General features: G+C 71.2%; 14 protein-coding genes and 1 tRNA gene. 8 read left to right on the forward strand and 7 right to left on the reverse strand.

Annotated features, from left to right (window positions below):
* The first annotated feature begins 164 nt into the window (after window positions 1-164).
* On the forward strand, window positions 165-1,826 hold the full coding sequence (locus ACFS27_RS25425; protein WP_377189352.1) for a PHP domain-containing protein: 1,662 nt from the start codon (window positions 165-167) through the stop codon (window positions 1,824-1,826).
* A 155-nt stretch (window positions 1,827-1,981) separates the two neighbouring features.
* Window positions 1,982-3,631 (forward strand): M15 family metallopeptidase, encoded by a 1,650-nt coding sequence (locus ACFS27_RS25430; RefSeq protein ID WP_377189355.1) that lies wholly within the window; start codon window positions 1,982-1,984, stop codon window positions 3,629-3,631.
* A gap of 43 nt (window positions 3,632-3,674) precedes the next feature.
* Here the strand turns inward: ACFS27_RS25430 and lysA are convergent, their stop codons facing one another.
* On the reverse strand, window positions 3,675-5,036 hold the full coding sequence (gene lysA / locus ACFS27_RS25435) for a diaminopimelate decarboxylase (RefSeq protein WP_377189358.1): 1,362 nt from the start codon (window positions 5,034-5,036) through the stop codon (window positions 3,675-3,677).
* Window positions 5,033-6,694 carry an arginine--tRNA ligase gene (gene argS / locus ACFS27_RS25440; RefSeq protein WP_377189361.1) on the reverse strand — a complete coding sequence of 554 codons (1,662 nt, stop codon included), beginning with the start codon at window positions 6,692-6,694 and terminating at the stop codon, window positions 5,033-5,035. Before argS ends, lysA begins: the two co-directional genes overlap by 4 nt.
* Window positions 6,695-7,059: 365 nt before the next feature.
* Here argS and ACFS27_RS25445 point away from each other — a divergent pair.
* Window positions 7,060-7,135: transfer RNA gene (locus ACFS27_RS25445), tRNA-Arg, on the forward strand.
* A gap of 195 nt (window positions 7,136-7,330) precedes the next feature.
* Here ACFS27_RS25445 and ACFS27_RS25450 read toward each other — a convergent pair.
* Window positions 7,331-7,990, reverse strand: a complete 660-nt coding sequence (locus ACFS27_RS25450) for a TetR/AcrR family transcriptional regulator (RefSeq protein ID WP_377189363.1) — start codon at window positions 7,988-7,990, stop codon at window positions 7,331-7,333.
* A gap of 338 nt (window positions 7,991-8,328) precedes the next feature.
* On the opposite strand from ACFS27_RS25450, the gene ACFS27_RS25455 reads away from it, so the two are divergent.
* Together ACFS27_RS25455 and ACFS27_RS25460 are read left to right on the forward strand one after the other, a co-directional pair.
* Window positions 8,329-8,883, forward strand: a complete 555-nt coding sequence (locus ACFS27_RS25455; RefSeq protein WP_377189366.1) for an STM3941 family protein — start codon at window positions 8,329-8,331, stop codon at window positions 8,881-8,883.
* Between the two features lie 65 nt (window positions 8,884-8,948).
* On the forward strand, window positions 8,949-9,614 hold the full coding sequence (locus ACFS27_RS25460; protein WP_377189369.1) for a CYTH domain-containing protein: 666 nt from the start codon (window positions 8,949-8,951) through the stop codon (window positions 9,612-9,614).
* Between the two features lie 7 nt (window positions 9,615-9,621).
* Here ACFS27_RS25460 and ACFS27_RS25465 read toward each other — a convergent pair whose 3' ends face one another.
* The 3 genes from ACFS27_RS25465 to ACFS27_RS25475 form a co-directional block, all read right to left on the reverse strand.
* Window positions 9,622-10,503, reverse strand: a complete 882-nt coding sequence (locus ACFS27_RS25465) for a M15 family metallopeptidase (RefSeq protein ID WP_377189372.1) — start codon at window positions 10,501-10,503, stop codon at window positions 9,622-9,624.
* Window positions 10,504-10,669: 166 nt separating this feature from the next.
* Entirely contained in the window at window positions 10,670-11,716 is a 1,047-nt protein-coding gene (locus ACFS27_RS25470; protein WP_377189375.1) for a hemolysin family protein, read from the reverse strand.
* Window positions 11,713-13,197, reverse strand: coding sequence for a hemolysin family protein (locus tag ACFS27_RS25475; protein ID WP_377189378.1), 1,485 nt, complete (start codon window positions 13,195-13,197; stop codon window positions 11,713-11,715). The genes ACFS27_RS25470 and ACFS27_RS25475 overlap by 4 nt, the downstream gene beginning before the upstream one ends.
* Window positions 13,198-13,506: 309 nt before the next feature.
* On the opposite strand from ACFS27_RS25475, the gene ACFS27_RS25480 reads away from it, so the two are divergent.
* The 3 genes from ACFS27_RS25480 to ACFS27_RS25490 all read left to right on the forward strand — a co-directional run bounded on the left by ACFS27_RS25480 (window position 13,507) and on the right by ACFS27_RS25490 (window position 19,616).
* Window positions 13,507-14,190: a response regulator transcription factor gene (locus ACFS27_RS25480; RefSeq protein WP_116673914.1), complete on the forward strand. Its 684-nt coding sequence runs from the start codon at window positions 13,507-13,509 to the stop codon at window positions 14,188-14,190.
* 4 nt (window positions 14,191-14,194) lie between these two features.
* Entirely contained in the window at window positions 14,195-15,382 is a 1,188-nt protein-coding gene (locus ACFS27_RS25485) for a sensor histidine kinase (protein WP_377189381.1), read from the forward strand.
* A gap of 427 nt (window positions 15,383-15,809) precedes the next feature.
* Complete coding sequence (locus ACFS27_RS25490) at window positions 15,810-19,616, forward strand: multifunctional oxoglutarate decarboxylase/oxoglutarate dehydrogenase thiamine pyrophosphate-binding subunit/dihydrolipoyllysine-residue succinyltransferase subunit (RefSeq protein WP_377189384.1); 3,807 nt, start codon at window positions 15,810-15,812, stop codon at window positions 19,614-19,616.
* Between the two features lie 107 nt (window positions 19,617-19,723).
* Here the strand turns inward: ACFS27_RS25490 and ACFS27_RS25495 are convergent, their stop codons facing one another.
* Entirely contained in the window at window positions 19,724-20,719 is a 996-nt protein-coding gene (locus ACFS27_RS25495) for an aldo/keto reductase (protein ID WP_377189387.1), read from the reverse strand.
* Between the last annotated feature and the right edge of the window lie 51 nt (window positions 20,720-20,770).

The following is a 20,770-nucleotide window of genomic DNA, read 5'->3' on the forward strand; positions in this document are numbered from 1 at the left end:
CCGGCCAAGAGGCTCATAGCCCCGGTTCGCCGATGGGCCGTCCGGGGCAGAACAGAGCCGAAGATCGACGGCCAGCCGACAGGCACACGACACCCGAGGTTCACGCGCGTGCCTCCGGACCGAGCCAACCTGTGGCGTCACCACGCTCTGCCGCAGGAGGAACCATGCCCACCCCGTTCCGCGCCACTGATCTGCCCGCCTGGGCCGACCCGTCGGTCCCCGCCTCGTCGCTGGACCCGCAAGGCGCCTCCCGCCGCACGTTCCTGCGGCTCGGCATGGCCGGTGGACTGGCCCTCACCACCGGCGCGCACGCCGGCACCGCCGCTGCCTCGGGCCGCCCGGGCGACCCGCAGCTCGCGTGGCTCGTCGGCGACCACCACGTGCACACGCGCTACAGCCACGACGCCAAGTACGACTTCGACCAGCTTGCAAAGAAGGGCGCAGAGCTCGGCCTGGACTGGATGGTGTTCACCGAGCACAGCAACCACGGACACCGCGACAAGGGCGCCGCCGCCGAGCACGCGGAGATCATGGCCGCGCGGGCGCGCAACCCGCGCCAGCTCATCTTCCAGGGCCTGGAGTGGTACATCCCCGCCGCCGAGCACGGCACCGTGTTCGCCGCGCCCGGTCCGTACGAGGTCGAGCTGCTGCGCGAGTTCGAGCGCCGGTGGGACGCCAAGCTCAACGGCTGGGACGCCGACCTTCCCGAGAACGAGCAGCGCGCTGTGCAGGCCCTGCGGTGGCTCGCCGCCCAGAAGGCGAACGGCTACGTCGATGACGTCCTGGCGCTGGCCAACCACCCGTCCCGGCTCGGCATCGACTCCCCGCACGAGATCCGGGCGTGGCGCGACGCCGCGCGCGGCGTTCTCATCGGCATGGAGGGCGCGCCGGGCGCCCAGGGCGACGCCGATCCGGCCTGGGTGGCCTACCGCGGCAGCACGCGGGCCCAGCGAGGCGAGTACAACAACGCACCGCGCCCGGACTCCTTCTCCGGCTACCCGATCGAGTCGTATCGCACCTTCGGCGGCTTCGACTGGATGACTGCCACCGTCGGGGGCCTGTGGGACGCGATGCTGGCCGAGGGCACCCTGTTCTCGATCACCTCCAACTCCGACAACCACCGCACGATCTGGGACACCTGGCGCGACGGCGACATGCCGCCCGGGCAGAACTTCGACTCCCTGGGCTGGAAGCCGTCCCCGGTCGACACCGGTACACCTCAGCCGGGGAGCGACTTCTGGCCGGGCGAGTTCAGCCGCACCCACGTCGGTGTGACGCGACACGGCTACCTCGACGTCATGGAGGGCCTGCGGCGCGGCCGGGTCTGGGTGGACCACGGACACCTCGTCGACGGTCTCGACGTCCGCCTCATCGGCGCCCGTGGTGGTCGCGGCAACGGCACCACGCTCGGCGGCCGGCTCGCCGTGGAGCGCGGCACCTCGGTCGAGCTGGTGGTCAAGGTACGCAGCGCCCACCGACCCAACCCGCACGGGATCCTCCCCCGGCTCGCCCACCTCGACGTGATCCGGGGCACCGTCACCGGCCCCGCCACCGACCGAGACGGCTGGCGGGCGCCCGAGACGCGTGTGGTCGAGCAGGTCGACACCAGCAACCGGTCCGGCACCTACACCGTGCGCATCCCGCTCGGCCGCATCACCGAGTCCTGCTACATCCGCCTGCGTGGCAGCGACGGCAACCGCCACGGCGCCGGGTATCTGGGAGCGTCGATCGACCCAGCGGGCCCGCTGCAGCATGCCGACAACGACGGCGACCCGTGGGCCGACACCTGGCTCTACACGAACCCGATCTACGTCGACGTGCGGTAGCAGACCCCGGTTGTTGCATGTCACGTCAGTAGCGCTACCCTAGGCGTTCTCAACGACGGCGTCGGGGCCCCAACCTGCATCGATACACGTATCGACCGGGAACCCAGGCACTGCTGCCGTGGACCTGCCAGGCCTGAGGGGGCGTTTGACCAGTCATGGAAAAGCAGAGCGAGCACAAGCCAGGCGCTGCGTTCGTCCGTGAGCACGGAGCACGCCTCCGCCGAGCGGCGGAGAGCCAACGGGTGCGCCATGCCTGGACCGGGGTGGTCGCTCTGGCCGTGACCGGCGGGGTCCTGGTCAGCGCGTCGGCAAGCGCTGCGACGTCGGGCACCGCGGCACCAGAGACCACGGCCTCCGGCACGACGTCGTCACGCCCGGTCGCGGACGCCGGACGGTCCCCCGCCCGCCCGGGCGGCCAGGGCAACGAGGCCGGCGTCCCGACCGCGCTGGAGGGCGTCACGGTGGGCCAGGTGCTCGCGGTGCTGGACCGCGCCGAGCGCACCCTGCGGCAACACTCGTCGCCCAGCCCACGAGTGGCGCAGGCTGCTGCCGAGCTCGGCATGCTCTACACGACGTACGAGGCCCAGCAGCTGGCCCTCGCGGCGGCGGCCGAACCCCTCCGGGTGGAGACGGCCCCGGTGGCCGGCCGCGCGCGTCCCGCGGCGTCGGGCGACGTACCGTCGGCCGCGCCGGTGTCACGGGTCGTGTCCGAGAAGCAGGGTGTGGCCCAAGAGCCGGTGAAGATCCAGGAGCCGCACCACGACGCCCATCCTCGTGCCACGCAGCAGGCTCCCGGGTATGTCACCTTCGACGAGGTAGCGGTCGCGGCGATGCGGCTCGCGAACATGCTCGATCCCTCGTCGCCCAGCGCGCTGGTCGAGACGCTTCCGCGCGCCGAGTCGTCGCTGCGCCGCAGCCTGCTGGAGACCGTAGCGGCCTACGGCGAGTCCACCGCTGGGTATGCGAACGGCCGCATCCCCGCCGACGTGCTGTGCCCGCTCGAGTTCGCACCGGGGCACATGCTGCGCTGCGACGCCGCCGAGCGGCTGGCGGCGCTCAGTGACGAGTTCGAGAAGGAGTTCGGCTACCCGATCCCGCTCACGGACTCGTACCGCCCGTTTGCCATGCAGGTAGCGGTCAAGGGCACCAAGCCGCACCTCGCGGCGATCCCGGGGACCTCGAACCACGGCTGGGGCCTCGCGATCGACCTGGGCGACCCGATCGCGGGCGGCAGCTCACCCGAGTACGTCTGGCTCCGGCTCCACGCGCCCGACTACGGCTGGGACAACCCGTCCTGGGCTCAGCTCGGCGGCGCCAAGCCGGAGCCCTGGCACTTCGAGTTCTTCGCGGCCGGCTCCATCCCGAACCGCGCCATCGACCCGGCCGATGTCGGCGCGTGGGCGCCCGCGCCATCGACCGACCCAGCCGGGAGCTCCCCGGTCCTGCCTGCGTCCGCGCGCGGGCCGGCGGACACAGGCCGGGCGGACGCTCGCCCGGCGGACAACCGCGGACCGGCCGGCACCAGCGATGCGGCGGATCGCGGCGCGAGCAACGCCGGCGGAGCGGCGGACCGGCCCGGAGACGATTCGCCGCCGAAGCCGTCGGACCAGGCACCGACGACGCCCACCCAGCCGACGCCGGAAGAGCCGGCACCCTCCGAGCCGCCCGCCTCGGAGGAGCCGGACGCGCCGGCCGACACCGGTCTCGTCGAGGACGTGGTCGGGGGCACCGTCGGTGTGGTCGGGGGCGTCGTCGACGGCGTCGTGGGTGGCCTGCTCGGCCCGGGAAGCGGACAGCAGCGCTGACCTGCACCCTCGACTCCGAGCCGCTGCCCGGAGTCGAGGGGAGTCAGCCCAGGTCGAGGCCCAGCAGGTCCGCCTCGGTCTCGCGACGCACCAGCACGCGCGAGGAGCCGTCGGCCACCGCGACGACGGGCGGTCGCGGCAGCATGTTGTAGTTCGACGCCATGGAGCGCCCGTAGGCGCCGGTCGCCGCGACCGCGAGCAGGTCGCCCGCCCGCACGTCGGCGGGGAGCTGGACCTCGTGCACCACGATGTCCCCGGACTCGCAGTGCTTGCCCACCACACGCGCCAGCACCCGCTCAGCCGCGGACGTCCGGCCCACGACCTCCGCGTGATACGCGGCCCCGTAGAGCGCCGGGCGGATGTTGTCGCTCATGCCGCCGTCGACGGACACGTAGGTGCGCGTCAGCTCCGCGCCGTCGTCGCCCGCGACCGTGACCGGCTTGACGGTGCCGACGGTGTAGAGCGTGAGACCTGCAGGCCCGACGATCGCCCGGCCGGGCTCGATCGAGAACCGCGGCAGGCTCGTACCCAGCTCCTGACAGACGGCCGCGACGGACTGGGCGATGTCCTTCGCCACCCGTTCCGGGTCGAGCGCGACGTCGCCAGGCAGATAGGCGATGCCGTAACCACCGCCGAGGTCGACCTCGTCGACCAGAACGCCGGAGCGCTCGGCCAGGTCGGCGCGCAGGCGCAGCACCACGCCCGCTGCGGCCTCGAACCCGTCCGGGTCGATGATCTGCGAGCCGATGTGCGAGTGGATGCCGAGCAGCCTCAGCTCCGGACGCTTCAGCACGTCGAGCAGCGCGGTCATCGCGGGGCTCTCGGAGCGCCCTGCCGGGTTCACCGAGAGACCGAACTTCTGGTCCTCGTGAGCGGTCGCGATGTACTCGTGACCACCCGCGTGCACGCCGGTGGTCACGCGGACCATCACCGGCGCCACGGCCCCGCGCTCTGCCGCGAGGTGCGCGACCCGCTCGATCTCGACCAGCGAGTCCACGATGATGCGGCCAACGCCGGCGTCCAGGGCACGGCGGATCTCGGCGTCGGACTTGTTGTTGCCGTGCAGGCCGATCTCGGCGCCCGGCACCTCCGCGCGCAGCGCGACGGCGAGCTCGCCGCCGGATGCCGTGTCGACCCGCAGGCCTTCCTCACGCGCCCAGCGTGCGACGGCCACCGTGAGCAGCGCCTTCCCGGCGTAGTACACGTCCACGCCGGCCCCGACGGCGCCGAACGCCGCCTCGAACGCGGTCCGGTACGCGTGGGCCCGCCGGCGGAAGTCGCCCTCGTCGAGCACGTACGCGGGCGTGCCGTGCTCAGCGGCCAGGTCACGGACGTCGACACCCGCGACCGCCAGCGCACCGTCCGGCAGGCGCCCGACGCCGGTCGACCAGGGCGCGCCCGTCACATCCGCTCCGGGGCGCTCACGCCCAGCAGGTCCAGGCCGTTGGCGAGGACCGTGCGGACGGCGTCGTTCAGCCACAGGCGTGCCCGGTGGGCGTCCGTGACCTCCTCGTCCTGGTACGGGGTGACGCGCAGCTTCTCGTCGTCGTTGTACCAGGAGTGGAAGTCACCGGCGAGGGCCTCGAGGTAGCGCGCCACGCGGTGCGGCTCACGCAGCTCGGCAGCCTGCGCCACGATCCGCGGGAACTCGGTGAGACGCCCGATCAGCGCCGTCTCCGAGGCGTGCGACAGGTACGACGGGTCGAAGCCGTCCGCGCGGCGCACACCGCGCTCGACTGCCTTCGCCCCGATCTGGACCGTCCGGCTGTGCGCGTACTGCACGTAGAACACCGGGTTGTCGTTGGACTGCTTGATCATGTCCTCGCCCTGGAGCTCCAGCGGCGTGTCAGCCGGGAAGCGGGCCAGCGAGTACCGGACGGCGTCCTTCCCGATCCAGTCGACCAGGTCGCGCAGCTCGATGATGTTGCCTGCCCGCTTGGACAGCTTGGCACCGCCGACGTTGACGAGCTGGCCGATCAGCACCTCGATGTTCGACTCGGGGTTGTCCCCCGCGCAGGCCGCGATGGCCTTGAGCCGGTTGACGTACCCGTGATGGTCGGCGCCGAGCAGGTAGATCTTGCCGGGGAACCCGCGGTCCTTCTTTGACAGGTAGTACGCGGCGTCCGAGGCGAAGTACGTGGGCTCGCCGTTCGCCCGGATCATCACGCGGTCCTTGTCGTCCGTGAAGTCCGTGGTGCGCAGCCAGACCGCGCCGTCCTTCTCGAACACGTGGCCCTGCTCCCGCAGACGGGCCACGGCCTTGTCGACCGCGCCAGAGCTGTGCAGCTCACGCTCCGAGAACCAGACGTCGAAGTGGACGCCGAAGCCCTCGAGCACCTCACGGATCTCGGCGAGCTGGTGCGCGTAGCCGGCCTCGCGGGCGACCGCGATGGCCTCGTCGCGCGGCAGCTCGGGCAGGTCCGGGCGGTCCACGAGCACCTTGGCCGCGAGCTCCTTGACGTACTCGCCGCGGTACCCGCCCTCTGGCACCTCGCCGCCCGTCGCGCGCGCCAGCACGGACTCGCCGAAGCGGTCCATCTGCGCGCCGGCGTCGTTGATGTAGTACTCCGCGGCGACCTCGGCGCCGGCCGCACGCAGGATGCGCCCGAGCGAGTCGCCCAGCGCCGCCCACCGGGTGTGCCCGATGTGCAGCGGGCCGGTCGGGTTGGCGCTGATGTACTCCAGGTTGATCACCTGGCCGGCCAGCGCCTCGCCCCTGCCGTACGTCGCGCCCGCCTCCACGATCGTGCGGGCCAGCTCCCCTGCGGCCGCGGCGTCGAGCGTGATGTTGAGGAAGCCGGGACCTGCGACGCCCACGGACTTGATACCGGGGTTCGCGCCGAGGCGTGCGGCCAGGTCCTCGGCCAGCGCACGCGGCGTGGTGCCAGCCTTCTTCGCGAGCTGCAGGGCTACGTTCGTGGCCCAGTCTCCGTGCTCTCGCTGCCGGGGTCGCTCCACGTGGACCGACGCCGGGACGGCATCGGCGGGCAGGGCGAGTGTGCCGTCGGCTACGGCCGCGGCGAGGGCAGCGCTCAGCGCTTCAGAGAGCTCAGTGGGTGTCACGGACCGATTCTATCGGCCGGGCCAAGTCGGCCGCCCCGCTTTTCCACAGGCCGGGAACCTGCTGTCCGACGCCGGTGGCGCGTCGCCGCACAGCGTCGCCGCACAGTAGAGAGGCGATGCGGGACAGCTCGGGTGACCCGTCTCTCGCGAAGTCGGGATCTCCGTCGATCCACGGCGCACAGACGCACGCGACCGACGGAAGGTTGCCTGGTGAGTGCCGTGATGACATGGGGTTTCGTAGGGTGGTGCCTCACGCACCCGGCGGCGTGGGTCACACCTCTCGATGCGTACTCCGGGCCGCCCACCTGATAGTCTCGTTTCGGCCGTTACGGGAGCAGCAGCACCGCACCCCGCGCGACGGCCTCGCGCCTGTAGCTCAGTGGATAGAGCATCTGCCTCCGGAGCAGAAGGTCGGGGGTTCGAATCCCTTCAGGCGCACCAGGCCCGTAACCAGGCATCGCACCCGGTTGCGGGCCTTTTTTGCGCCCGCAACCGCCGATGCCACGCGATCCTCTGCATGCCACGCCATCCTCTGCGGTCCGACCGGCTGTTCGGTGGAAGATCACATGGCACGCAGACGATGGCGTGCCGGCCGACGAAGGCCCGCGAAGACCCCCGCGCCCCCAGAGGACACCATCAGGCACCGACCCCGGCGTTCACCGGCAACCCTCGACGTTCCCGGCCCGCTCGCCCTGGTTGTGCCGTGGTCCGGAACCCGATCGTGCGCAGCACGCGCCAGAAGTACTCGGCGACCTCCTCGGCCGGCGTGTCGTCCGGATAGTTCGTGAGGTGGACCGCCACGGCACCCGTGAGCAGGGCCTGGACCATCTCGAGGTCCGCGTCCGGGGCCAGCTCGCCGCGCTCCTGGGCGCGAACAACCAGGTCGTGCACGCTCTCGTCGCGCGAGTCGATGCTCGCCTCGCGAAATGCCGCCCACAGCTCTGGGTGGTCCCGCGGCACCGACATCATGCGGCGCAGCAGCCGCCGGGCCCTGGGAACGCTCAGCCCTGCCGACCAGGTGGCGACCAGGTCGGCAGGCCCGGGATGCTCGGGGATCTGGAACGAGACCAGCACCGCTGCCTCGTTCGCCACGAGCGCGGCGATCACGAGGTCGTCGCGAGTCGCGTACCGGCGGTAGACCGTCGTCCGAGCCACGCCCGCCCGCTTCGCCGCCTGCTCGATGCTCACGCCCTCGACGCCGGACTCGGCGATCAGGTCGAGTGCTGCCCCCAGTACCGCGCCGTCGGCTTCGGTGTTCCTCGGTCGGCCCGGCGCACGACTCCGCTCGTCCCTCACCCCTAATACGATACACAGCCGTCTCGTATCGAAATCGAACCGGGCAAGGGCACGCAAAACCCTGGTGAGCCGCCTACCAGGCCGCCTCGACCGCGTCCGCGAAGCTCCGGATGCGGGGACTCTCTCGATCGGTTCGCCACACGAGCGCCAGCGTCGGCTCGGGCAGGCCGTCCACCGGCACGAACCGCAGCGACGGCACTGCTGGTCGTCGTGGCCGGAACGCCCGCGAAGTCGCTGGCGGCGCTCCTGTCCCAGGATCCGGTGCGCAGTACCCCGCGTCAGTAGGTGGGCTGGAGGCGGGCTACCGATTCGTCCTTAGGTGCCGATAGTGTCCCGGTATGCCCAGCGAGTCCGTGGACTTCTATCCGTCCCGTGCGCACGTCCTCACGCTCGCCCTGACCACCCTCGCGCTCGTGGTGCTGTGCGCGGTGGCCGCTCGCCTCGGCTTCGACGCCGCACAGACCACCGGCTCGGCTGCCGCCCTGGCGACCGTGTCCGCGAGCGCCATCGGAGTCCTCGTGTTCACCGGCCTGGGGCTGCTCGTGGTGCGCCGCCTGCTCCTTCCCACCTGGCCGGTGCTCACGCTCGACGACGACGGCCTCACCGACTGGCTGCCCAACCTCGGCGTCGAGCAGGTGCTCTGGTCCGAGGTCACGGGCGTCCGTGAGACCCGGCTGGGACTTCAGCGGGTGCTCGCCGTGGACGTCGCGGACCCGCGGGCCGTGGTCGTGCGTCAGCGGACCGCGCTGAGGCGCGTGGTCGGTACGGCGAACGCCCGCCTGGTGGGCACGCCGGTCGTGCTGAAGCCGGGAAGCATCAACTGCACGATGGCCGACCTGGAGACCGCGTTCGGGCGTTTCACCCGGCCGGACCCCGCCGTAGCGCAGGCCTGACCCCACGCTCTGCACGACCTGGGTAAACTACCCAGATCAGCCGACGCCAGGCACCTGGGGACCCCATGAGCGACGATCGCTTCGACGAACCCGGCCAGGCCGATCCCGACCGCGGCTACGCCGACTTCGAGTTCGAGCGCCGGTTCTTCGTGCGCGAGCTCCCGGCCGAGCTCCGGGACGCGCCGGCCCTCATCGTCCAGTCGTACTTCCTGGCCGACGACGGCTACGCCCTCCGCGTCCGTGTCCAGGCCGGTGACGTCGACGCCGACCTGAGCGGTGAGACCGATCCGGCGGAGATCCTCCGGGCGCACACCCCGGACATCGACTTCGCCGCCGTCACCGTCAAGGGGCCTGCGGTCGGCGGCACCCGCTACGAGGCGGAACGTCAGCTGGACCCGAGCGTCGGCGTCGAGCTGGTCCGTCGCGGCGGGGCACCGATCGTCAAGGTCCGCTATGCCGTGTGGCTCGGGGCGGACGGCTGGTCGATCGACGTGTTCGGTGGAGCCAACCACCCGCTCGTGGTGGCGGAGTGCGAGCGCTCCGGCCCGGTCACGGGCCTGCAGATCCCGGACTTCTGCGTCACCGAGATCACCGACGACCGCCGGTTCTCCAACGAGTCGCTGGCCATGGAGCCCTACAGCGCGTGGGCGCCGTCGTTCGCCGCAGAGCTCGCGAGCGAGGGCCCGGTGTTCCGCCAGGACTTCGGGCCGAACACCCACCTTCGTCTCTGAGGGCTCCCTAGCCCCGCCACTCGCCCTTCTCGCTGACGCCGGACACGAACTCCCAGTGCCACGGCTCGTACTTGCTGCCACCGAGCTGCGCCCAGGAGGGGTTCTGCCAGCCGTAGGTCGGCGCGTTGGCCCAGAGCCACGAGAAGACCTCGCTGTCCCCGGTCTCCTTGGAGCAGAGGTCGATCGCGAGGCCCCAGCCGTGCATGGACGTGCCGGGCGAGGCGGCGTAGTACCCGCGTGAGGCCTTGAGCTCGTACTGGGTGTCGAGGTTGCGGTAGCTCGCCACGAGGCACATCTCCCGGCCGAACGAGGCACGGAACGCCTCGTTGAGCGCGCTGAGCGACATCGCGGCGTCGGGCCGCAGGTACTCCCCCGGCTGCCACAGCTCGCACAGCGAGTGGTCGAGGAGCGCGCCGTTGGTCCCCTCGACGGGTGCGTCGAGGTCGCACTCTGGCAAGGGGCTGCGGTCGAGCGAGCGGCTTGCGGCCGACTCCGGGCGTGTGATCGCCTCGGCACGCACCACCGAGCCGGACGCCTCCGGGCGCTCCACCGGCTGCGTCACGAGGTCCAGCGTGCTCGGGCCGGTGGGCGGCGCCTCGACGTCGAACGGGGACTCACCGGTCTGGTGCATCGCCTGCGTGAGCGGTGCGGCGATGGTCGCGGCGGCGAGCGTGCCGATCACCGTCGCCCGGGAGATGAACCGCTGCCCGGCGGGCACGGAGGACGTCGGCCTGGCGGGCTTCGCCACCGACCCGGTGACCAGCTGGTCGAACGACGTCGTCGCCCGCGTGGACCGGGCTCGTGTCGCGTGAGTGCGCTGCTCCGCCTCGCGCCGGGCACGGCGCGTCGTGAGGGCAGGATGCGTGCTCGTCACAGCCGTGGACTCCACTGGTCCTCCGTCGTCATGTGTGCCGCGGCCCCTCGCGGTGTGTATGTCGCACGAGACACTAACCGGGGTCGGCCCGCCTGCCAACCCCGGCCTGTGCATGGGACGAACCGCACATCACGTGCCCCGTACCTGGTCTGTACCCGGCCAGCAGCCGGTCGGTCGCCGCTCAACGGCGCTGCATCGCGTCCCGCACCTCGCCGACGAGCTCCTCGAGGATGTCCTCGAGGAAGACGACGCCGAGCAGCCCGCCGTCCGCTCCCTCGACCCGCGCGAGGTGCGAGCCGGAACGCTGCATGACCCGCAGCGCGTCCTCGACCTCGTCCTCGGGCCCGACGGCGGCGAGCGCGCGCACCCGCCAGACCGCGACCGGCTCGAACCGGGCCGGGCCCGTCGCGTACAGGACGTCCTTGAGATGCAGGTACCCGACCAGATCGTCGCCCTCCTCCCCGTGGGTCACCACGGGGAAGCGGCTGAAGCCGTGCTTCGACACGAGCCGCTCGACGTCGTCGGGCGTGCTCGTCTCGTCGACGGCCACCAGACCGTCGACCGGCACCATGACGTCGCTCGCGGTGCGGTTGGAGAACTCGATGGCGCCCGTGAGGAGGCCCTGCTCGTCGCGCAGCACTCCCTCGGCCTGCGAGTGCTCGACGATCGACTGCACCTCCTCCGCGGTGAAGGCGGAGGCGACCTCGTCCTTCGGCTCCACGCCGGCCAGCCGCACCGCGTGGTTCGCCACCCAGTTCAGACCGCCGATCACCGGGCGCAGCACCCGGGCGAGCAGCACCAGCGGCGGCCCGAACCACATGACCGCCTTGTCGGGCCCGGACACGGCCAGGTTCTTCGGCACCATCTCGCCGAGCACCACGTGCAGGTACACGACGAGGGACAGCGCGATGACGAGCGCGATCGGGTGGGTGAGGCTGTCGCTCACCCCGATGCTGTGCAGCGGCCCTTCCAGGAGGTGCGCCAGTGCAGGCTCCGCCACGATGCCGAGGCCGGTGGAACAGACGGTCACGCCGAGCTGCGCACAGGCCAGCATGAGCGACACGTGCTCCATCGCCCACAGGACGGTGACGGCCCGCCGGTCGCCCGCCGCGGCGAGGGGTTCGATGGCGCTCCGGCGCGCCGAGATGACGGCGAACTCCGCGCCGACGAAGAATGCGTTGCCGGCGAGCAGCACGAGGCCGATCACGAGTGCGGTGGTCGTGCTCATCGGTTCGCCCCCTTCTCGCTGCGCTGCCGGTCGGCCCTGACCCGGTGGTCATCGGCCCTGCCGCCGTCGTCGTCGGGCAGCGGCCGGACCCGTACCCGCTCGACGCGGCGTCCGTCCATGGCCTCGACGCGCAGCGTCACGCGGGCTACCGCGGTCCCCACGGTGACCTGGTCGCCGACGGCGGGCATCCGGCCGAGCTCCGCCATGACGAGGCCGCCGAGAGTCTCGTAGGCGGCGCCCTCCGGTACATCGATCCCCGTGTACTCGTCGAGCTCGTCGGGGCGCAGCACGCCCGGCACGATCCAGGACCCGTCGGCCGCACGGGCGGCGCCAGCGCGTCGGGGGTCGTGCTCGTCCGCCACGTCGCCCACCAGCTCCTCGACGACGTCCTCCAGCGTCACGACGCCGGAGGTGCCGCCGTACTCGTCGACGACGACGGCCATCTGCAGGCCGAATCCGCGCAGCTCCACGAGCAGCGGGCCCAGCCGCACCGTCTCGGGGACCCTTGGCGCGTCCACCATGAGGGCGGCCGCAGGGACCTCGCCCCTGCGGTCGTGCGGCACGCCGACGGCGCGCCGCAGGTGCACCAGGCCGACGATGTCGTCCCGGTCGTCCCCGATCACCGGGAACCGCGAGTGGCCGGTGCGCCGGGCGAGCGCGACGACGTCCTCCGCCGTCGCGGCCCGGTCCACCACGGACATGCGCAGCCGGTCGGTCATGACGTCGCGGGCGCTGAGGGTGTCGAGCTCGATCGAGTTGGTCAGCAGGGTAGCGACGGACTCCTCGAGCGTGCCCTCCTCGGCCGAGCGGCGCACCAGCGAGGCCAGCTCGGACGCGGACCGGGCCCCGGAGAGCTCCTCCCGCGGCTCCACGCCCATCCGACGCAGCAGCGCGTTGGCCGACCCGTTGAGCACGGTGATCAGCGGCTTGAAGGTGATGGTGAACACCCGCTGCACCGGCACCACCAGCCGCGCGGTGGCCAGGGGCGCCGAGAGCGCGAAGTTCTTGGGGATCAGCTCTCCGCACACCATCGAGAACACGTTCACCAGCACCACGGCGAGGACGCCGGCGAGGCCCGCAGAGACGGCGGTCGGCACGGACGTCGTGCCGAACCCAGCGGACAGCAGGGAGTTCAGCGCCGGCTGGGCGGTATAGCCCAGCAGGATCGTGGTCAGCGTGATGCCGACCTGGGCCGAGCTCAGCTCGGTGGAGAGGTGGCGCAGTGCGGTACGCACGCTGCGGTCCCGGACGCTCTGGCCGAGACCCGGCCGGGCAGCGTTCGAGGCAGTGGGGCGAGAAGTGGAGCGAGAAGTGGAGCGAGAATCAGGCCTGGTCCGGCCGGGTCTGTCTCCCTCCGAGTCGTCGGAGTCGCCGATCACGGCGGGATCGATGGTGACGAGGGAGAACTCCCCCGCCACGAAGACGGCAGTACCTGCGGTGAGGAGAACGCCGACGGCGACCATGATCCAGTCGCCGGTCATCTCGTGCTCCCCATGGCACTGGTGGAGTCCGGTGCATGCCAGGAATTTCGGTCGGGATATCGCTCGGTCATCGTGCGAACGATCGTAGCGGGAACAGCGCGCACCAGGCTGCTGGAGCGCGGCGTCAGCACGGTCCTGAGCACGGCACGGAGGCACTCCCGGTCCGACTCTCAGGCCGGCCTCAGTGTCTTATCAGGTAGGTGCAGGCATGATTGACCTATGTCATCTGGTATCCCCCAGCCGTCTGGGGCCCCGCAGCAGCCCGGTACGGCGTCGGCCGCAGCCTCGACCGGTCAGCAGAGCGCGACCGTGCTCGTAGTGGAGGACGAGCCGACGATCGCCACAGCAATCGCCCAGCGGCTGTCCGCAGAGGGCTGGCGCGTCGAGGTCGCACGCGACGGCCTGTCCGGCGTCGACGCCGCCTCCCGACTACGCCCTGACCTCGTGGTGCTCGACGTGATGCTGCCCGGCATCGACGGGCTCGAGGTCACACGGCGCATCCAGGCCGAGCACCCCACGCCGATCCTCATGCTCACCGCGCGGGACGACGAGACCGACATGCTCGTCGGCCTCGGCGTCGGCGCGGACGACTACATGACCAAGCCGTTCTCGATGCGCGAGCTGGTCGCCCGGATCAAGGCGCTCCTGCGCCGCGTGGACCGTGCGGCGCAGGCCGCTGCGACCACCCCGGCCGACCCGCCCATGATGATGGGCGACGTCACGGTGGACCGGGCCCAGCGCCGCGTCTACCGCGGTGGCGAGGAGGTCCACCTGACCCCCACGGAGTTCGAGCTGCTCGTGATGCTCGCCGGATCGCCCAAGACCGTGCTCACGCGCGAACGCCTGCTCGCAGAGGTCTGGGACTGGGCCGACGCCAGCGGCACGCGCACCGTCGACTCGCACATCAAAGCGCTGCGCCGCAAGCTCGGTCCGGACCTGATCCGCACCGTGCACGGCGTCGGGTACGCGTTCGAGCCGCCCGCGAACCAGTGACCCGATGAGACCGCACGTGCCCCGCGTCCCCGACGTGCGGCCGCTCGATCCGCTGCGCTCCCTGAAGATCAAGCTCGGCGTGCTGGTCGCCGCCACCGTGACGGCGGCCGTCCTCATCACCTGGCTGGGTCTGCAGGCCTCCCTGGGACCCAGCCGCACCTTCCCCCTCGCGATCATCCTGTCGCTGCTGGTCACCCAGGTCCTGGCGCGCGGTATGACGTCGCCGCTCCGGGAGATCACCGAGGCGGTCCAGGCCATGGCCGACGGCGACTACACCCGGCGGGTGCGCGCGACGAGCAGCGACGAGGTAGGTCAGCTCGCGCACGCGTTCAACCGGATGGCCGAGGACCTTGCGTCGGTCGAGCAGACGCGCCGCGACCTGATCGCCAACGTGTCCCACGAGCTGCGCACCCCCGTCGCCGCGCTCAAGGCCCAGCTGGAGAACATGGTCGACGGCGTCGTCGAGCCAACCCCCGGCGCGCTGGAGCAGGCGCACGCGCAGACGGAACGCCTGACACGGCTCGTCACCTACCTGCTGGACCTCTCGCGCATCGAGGCGGGCGCCTCGGCGCTGAACGTCGGCACGATCGCCGTCGGCGACTTCCTCGAGGACTGCGCCGAGGACCTCTCGATGGTCGACGCCGCCAAGGACCTCCACTACGTCGTCGACGTCACGCCGGAGGACCTCTCCATCGAGGGTGACGCCGAACGCCTGCACCAGGTGGTCATCAACCTCCTGCAGAACGCGATCCGGCACTCGCCGCAGGGCGGCGTGATCCGCCTGGACGCCTACCCGGTGGACGGCACCGAGGGGTCCGACGTCGTGTTCGAGGTCAGCGACGAAGGTCCAGGCATCGCAGCGGCCGACCGCGAGCGGATCTTCCAGCGGTTCGTTCGTGGCACCGGGTCGACGGCGGACCGCGGCAGCGACGGCAGGAAGCGCGACGGCAGCCGCAGGGCACGTGAGACCGGCGCGAGCAACGCCCTGTCCGCCGCGGCGGGCAACGCCCCCGGCGGAACCGTCGGGTCGAGCGGTGGGACCGGGATCGGTCTCGCCATCGTCCGCTGGGCGGTCGAGCTGCACGGCGGGTACGTCCAGGTGGTCGACTCCGACCGCGGCGCGACGATGCGGGTAACGCTCCCGGCGCGGGCGCACCCGGCACCGGGTGTCTCGACCACCCACACCGACTGATCCTCCGCCCCGGAGCGGGGCGCTCCCACGGCCGCAACCCGGGAGCGGACCCGCGAGAAACCGAGAAGCCTAGGGGCGCGAGCGGTCAGAACGTGAGACGGAGTCCCGTGATTTCTGTCACACGCGCCAAAGGTTGTCCGCCCGACAACAAAACCCCGTAACGCCACGTTGGCCACTTCGAGGCCCAACGTTGCCCGGGTTTTGCTCTGGGTGCGAGAAACATGACGAACCAACTTCTTTGGCGCCGGAGCGGGCCTCGGTGCCCGCCAGGTCACACCCACCGAGGGGCACGAAGGGCCTACCCTTGGAGGGTCCGAAAACATTCGGGCTGTGCGCGCTCCGGCAAGGGTGGCGCGCTGAGAACGCAACTGTGGTGAAGGTGGGCGATCCGCGCGTGTCAGCTAAGGCTGGTTCAGAGTCGATCAGCGTGGCGAGCTCGTCATTCGGAGCCAACGAATGGCTTGTGGACGAGCTCTACCAGCAGTACCTGAAGGACAAGAACGCGGTAGACCCCGCGTGGTGGGACTTCTTCGCCGACTACACCCCGAGCGAGAACGGTTCCACCAAGGACGGCACTGCTGAGGCCGCCCAGACAGCTCGGGCCGACGCGGCTCCTGCAGACGCAGGCAAGGCCACGGCGAGCCCGGCCTCCGCCCCTGCGGCGCCCCCTCAGGCGGCCCCGGCTCCGGCCGCTCCCGCCCGGCAGGCGGGTCCCCCGGTGACGGGCGGCACCGCCGCATCGGAGGCCGTGCAGCCGGTACGCGAGAAGGTCCTGCCGGCCGACCCGAAGGTCAACCCGGCCAACCCGATCGCCACGCCACCCACCACGCACTACGCGGACACGTTCGAGCGCCCGGTGGCGCACCCGGACGCCGTCGACGACATCCAGAAGCTGCGCGGCCCCGCCGCGCGAGTGGTCACGAACATGGAGGCCTCGCTCGAGGTCCCCACCGCCACCTCCGTGCGCGCCGTGCCCGCCAAGCTGATGGTCGACAACCGCATCGTCATCAACAACCACCTCAAGCGCGGCCGCGGCGGCAAGATCTCGTACACGCACCTCATCGGCTTCGCGCTGATCGAGGCGCTGGCCGACATGCCCGTCATGAACGCGCACTACGAGCCGATCGACGGCAAGCCGGGTGTCAACCAGCCCGCGCACGTGGGATTCGGTCTCGCGATCGACCTCGTCAAGCCGGACGGCTCGCGCCAGCTCCTCGTGCCGAGCATCAAGAAGGCTGAGGAGCTCGACTTCGCCGAGTTCTGGGCCGCCTACGAGGACCTGGTCCGCAAGGCCCGCGGCGGCAAGCTCGGCGTGCCCGACTTCCAGGGCACCACGATCTCGCTGACCAACCCTGGTGGCATCGGCACCGTCCACTCCGTGCCGCGGCTCATGCAGGGCCAGGGCACGATCGTCGGCGTCGGCGCCATGGACTACCCGGCGGAGTTCGCCGGCGCGTCCGAGGAGCAGCTCGCCCGGATGGGCATCTCGAAGGTCATGACGATCACGTCGACCTACGACCACCGGATCATCCAGGGCGCGCAGTCCGGCGAGTTCCTGAAGATCATCTCGGAGAAGCTGCTCGGCCTGGACGGGTTCTACGACCGCGTCTTCGCGGCGCTGCGCGTCCCGTACGAGCCCGTTCGCTGGGTTCGCGACAACACGGTCGACGCCGACGTCGAGGCGGCCAAGCCCGCCAAGATCGCCGAGGTCGTGCAGGCGTACCGTTCGCGTGGCCACCTCATGGCGGACACCGACCCGCTCGCCTACCGCCAGCGCAAGCACCCCGACCTGGACATCCAGACCCACGGCCTGACGCTCTGGGACCTGGACCGCACGTTCCCGACGGCGGGCTTCGGCCCCAAGCCGAAGGCGACGCTCCGCGACGTGCTCGGCCTGCTGCGCGACTCGTACTGCCGCACCATCGGCATCGAGTACATGCACATCGCGGACCCGGTTCAGCGCAAGTGGCTCCAGGAGCGCCTCGAGGCGGGCTACGCCAAGACGCCGCGGGAGGACCAGCTCCGCATCCTGCGCCGGCTCAACTCCGCCGAGGCGTTCGAGACGTTCCTGCAGACCAAGTTCGTCGGGCAGAAGCGCTTCTCGCTCGAGGGTGGCGAGTCCCTGATCCCGCTGCTCGACGCGATCCTGTCGCGTGCCGCGGAGGGCGGGCTCGACGAGGTCGGTATCGGCATGGCCCACCGCGGCCGGCTGAACGTGCTGGCGAACATCGCGGGCAAGAGCTACGGCCAGATCTTCAAGGAGTTCGAGGGCCAGCTCGACCCGAAGAGCGTCCAGGGCTCTGGTGACGTGAAGTACCACCTCGGCACCGAGGGCACGTTCACGTCGGAGTCCGGCGCCACCACGCGCGTCTACCTCGCGGCCAACCCGTCGCACCTCGAGGCCGTTGACCCGGTGCTCGAGGGCATCGTCCGCGCCAAGCAGGACCGCATCGACCTCGGCGGCGACGGCTTCTCCGTGCTGCCGATCCTCGTGCACGGCGACGCGGCGTTCGCCGGCCAGGGCGTGGTTCCCGAGGTGCTCAACCTGTCGCAGCTGCGCGGGTACCGCACCGGCGGCACCATCCACGTGGTCGTGAACAACCAGGTGGGCTTCACCACCGGCCCGACGGCGTCCCGCTCGACCACGTACGCGACCGACGTCGCCAAGGGCTACCAGGTCCCGGTGATGCACGTGAACGGCGACGACCCGGAGGCCGTCGTGCGGACCGCCGAGCTCGCCTTCGCGTTCCGCGAGCAGTTCGGCCAGGACGTCATCATCGACCTCATCTGCTACCGCCGCCGCGGGCACAACGAGGGCGACGACCCGTCGATGACGCAGCCGCTCATGTACAACCTCATCGAGACCAAGCGCTCGGTGCGCAAGCTCTACACCGAGAACCTGGTCGCCCGCGGTGACATCACCGTCGAGGAGGCGGAGGGCGCGCTGCAGGACTACCAGGCGCAGCTCGAGCGGGTCTTCACCGAGACCAAGGGCGGGTTCACCCCGGCGCCGCAGACCGAGCAGATAGCAGGCCTGGAGCGCCCCGAGTCCCAGCGTGAGGACGCCGGGACGATGGTGGGCTGGCAGACGGCGATCTCGCCGGAGATGCTGCAGCGGGTCGGCGACGTGCACACCTCGCCGCCGGAGGGCTTCACCGTCCACCCGAAGCTCGCCCAGCTGCTCGAGAAGCGCCAGCTCATGGCGAAGGAAGGCGGCATCGACTGGGGCTTCGGCGAGCTCGTGGCCTTCGGCTCGCTGCTCGCTGAGGGCACGCCGGTACGCCTCGCCGGCCAGGACTCCCGCCGCGGCACGTTCGTGCAGCGCCACGCGGTCCTGCACGACCGGGAGACCGGTGCCGAGTGGACCCCGATCCTGTACATGTCCGGCGACCAGGCCAAGTTCTGGATCTACGACTCCTCGCTGTCGGAGTACGCGGCGCTCGGCTTCGAGTACGGCTACTCGGTGGAGCGCCCGGACGCCCTGGTGCTCTGGGAGGCGCAGTTCGGCGACTTCGTCAACGGCGCCCAGACCGTGATCGACGAGTTCATCTCGTCCGCAGAGCAGAAGTGGGGCCAGTCGTCCTCGGTCGTCATGCTGCTGCCGCACGGGTACGAGGGGCAGGGCCCTGACCACTCGTCGGCTCGCATCGAGCGGTTCCTGCAGCTCGGCGCCGAGAACAACCTGACGATCGCGCAGCCGTCCACGCCGGCGTCGTACTTCCACCTGCTGCGCCGGCAGGCCTACGCCCGTCCCCGCCGCCCGATGGTGGTGTTCACGCCGAAGCAGCTGCTCCGCCTCAAGGCGGCGGCCTCCTCGGTCGAGGACTTCACCTCAGGCACCTTCCAGGAGGTCATCACCGACCCGACGGCGGTCCCCGCGAAGGTCGACCGGGTGCTGCTGTGCACGGGACGCGTGTACTACGACCTCCTCGCCGAGCGCGCCAAGCGCGGTGACGAGGGCGTGGCCATCGTTCGCCTGGAGCAGCTCTACCCGTTCCCGGAGGCGCAGCTCCGCGAGGAGATCGCCAAGTACGGTGACGCCGAGGTGGTCTGGGTCCAGGACGAGCCGCAGAACCAGGGTGCCTGGGGCTTCATCCACCTGGCGCTGCCGGTGGACGTGCCCTACGTCAAGGTGGTCTCGCGCCCGGCGTCGGCGTCGACCGCCGCCGGTACGGCGAAGCTGCACCAGGCCCAGCAGCAGACGCTCCTGGAGCAGGCCTTCGCGCGCGGCTGACGCGCATGACGAGAGGGGCGGGTGTCCGGACTCGGACACCCGCCCCTCTCGTCGTCTGCACGGGGTGAGCCGGGCTCCCGGCTCACCCCGTCGTCACTCGCCGGAGCTCACCACTTGTCGTGGACGTGCTCCTTGATCATCTCCTCGTAGATCTCGCGCACGCCCGACATGAACAGCGGGCCGAGCGTCGCGGCGTCGCCCGCAGCCGCGTTCGCGCGGGCCTGCTCGACGTTGCGGGCCCCCGGGATCACGGAGGAGACGCCGGGCCGCTGCCACGCCCAGGCAATGGCCGCCTGGGCCGGGGTGAGGGAGTCGCCGACGCGGTCCCTGGCCAGCTCGGTGAACCGGCTCGCGGCCTCGAGACCCACTTCGTAGGGCACACCGGAGAACGTCTCGCCGACGTCGAACGCCGCGCCGTCCCTGTTGAAGGTGCGGTGGTCGTTCTCCGCGAACACCGTCTCCTTCGTGTACCGGCCGGAGAGCAGGCCGGACGCGAGCGGGACCCGCGCGATGATGCCGACACCAGCCGACGAGGCTGCGGGAAGCACCTCCTCGAGCGGCTTGAGCCGGAACGCGTTGAGGATGATCTGCACGGTCGCGACATTGGGCCGGGCAATGGCTTCGAGGGCTTCCGACGACTTCTCGACGCTCACGCCGTACGCGGCGACGGCGCCGTCGGACACCAGCTGGTCGAGCGCGTCGTAGACGGCGTCCGACGAGTAGACGGCTGTCGGCGGGCAGTGGAGCTGCACCAGGTCCAGCCGGTCGACACCGAGGTTCCGCCGGGACCGGTCGGTCCACTCACGGAAGTGCTGCAGCACGTAGTTCTCCGGCACCTGGTCCATGCGCCGGCCCATCTTCGTGGCGACGGTGATACCGGTGTCGGGGTGGTCCTTGAGGAAGGCTCCGATCGCTTGCTCGCTGCGGCCGTCGCCATAGACGTCCGCGGTGTCGAAGAAGGTCACCCCGGCCTCGAGGGAAGCCTCGAGGACGGCGCGGGCGTCGGCCTCGCTGACCTCTCCCCAGTCAGCACCGAGCTGCCAGGTGCCCAGGCCCACAGCCGATACGAGCCGACCGGTCCGTCCGAGTACCTGCTGTTCCATCGTTCCTCCTACTGCTGGGGCGGGCAGGCATGCCCGCGCGGACCCGTCCTC

The sequence above is a fragment of the Promicromonospora vindobonensis genome, assembly GCF_042685865.1.
Classification (GTDB): Bacteria; Actinomycetota; Actinomycetes; order Actinomycetales; family Cellulomonadaceae; genus Promicromonospora; species Promicromonospora vindobonensis.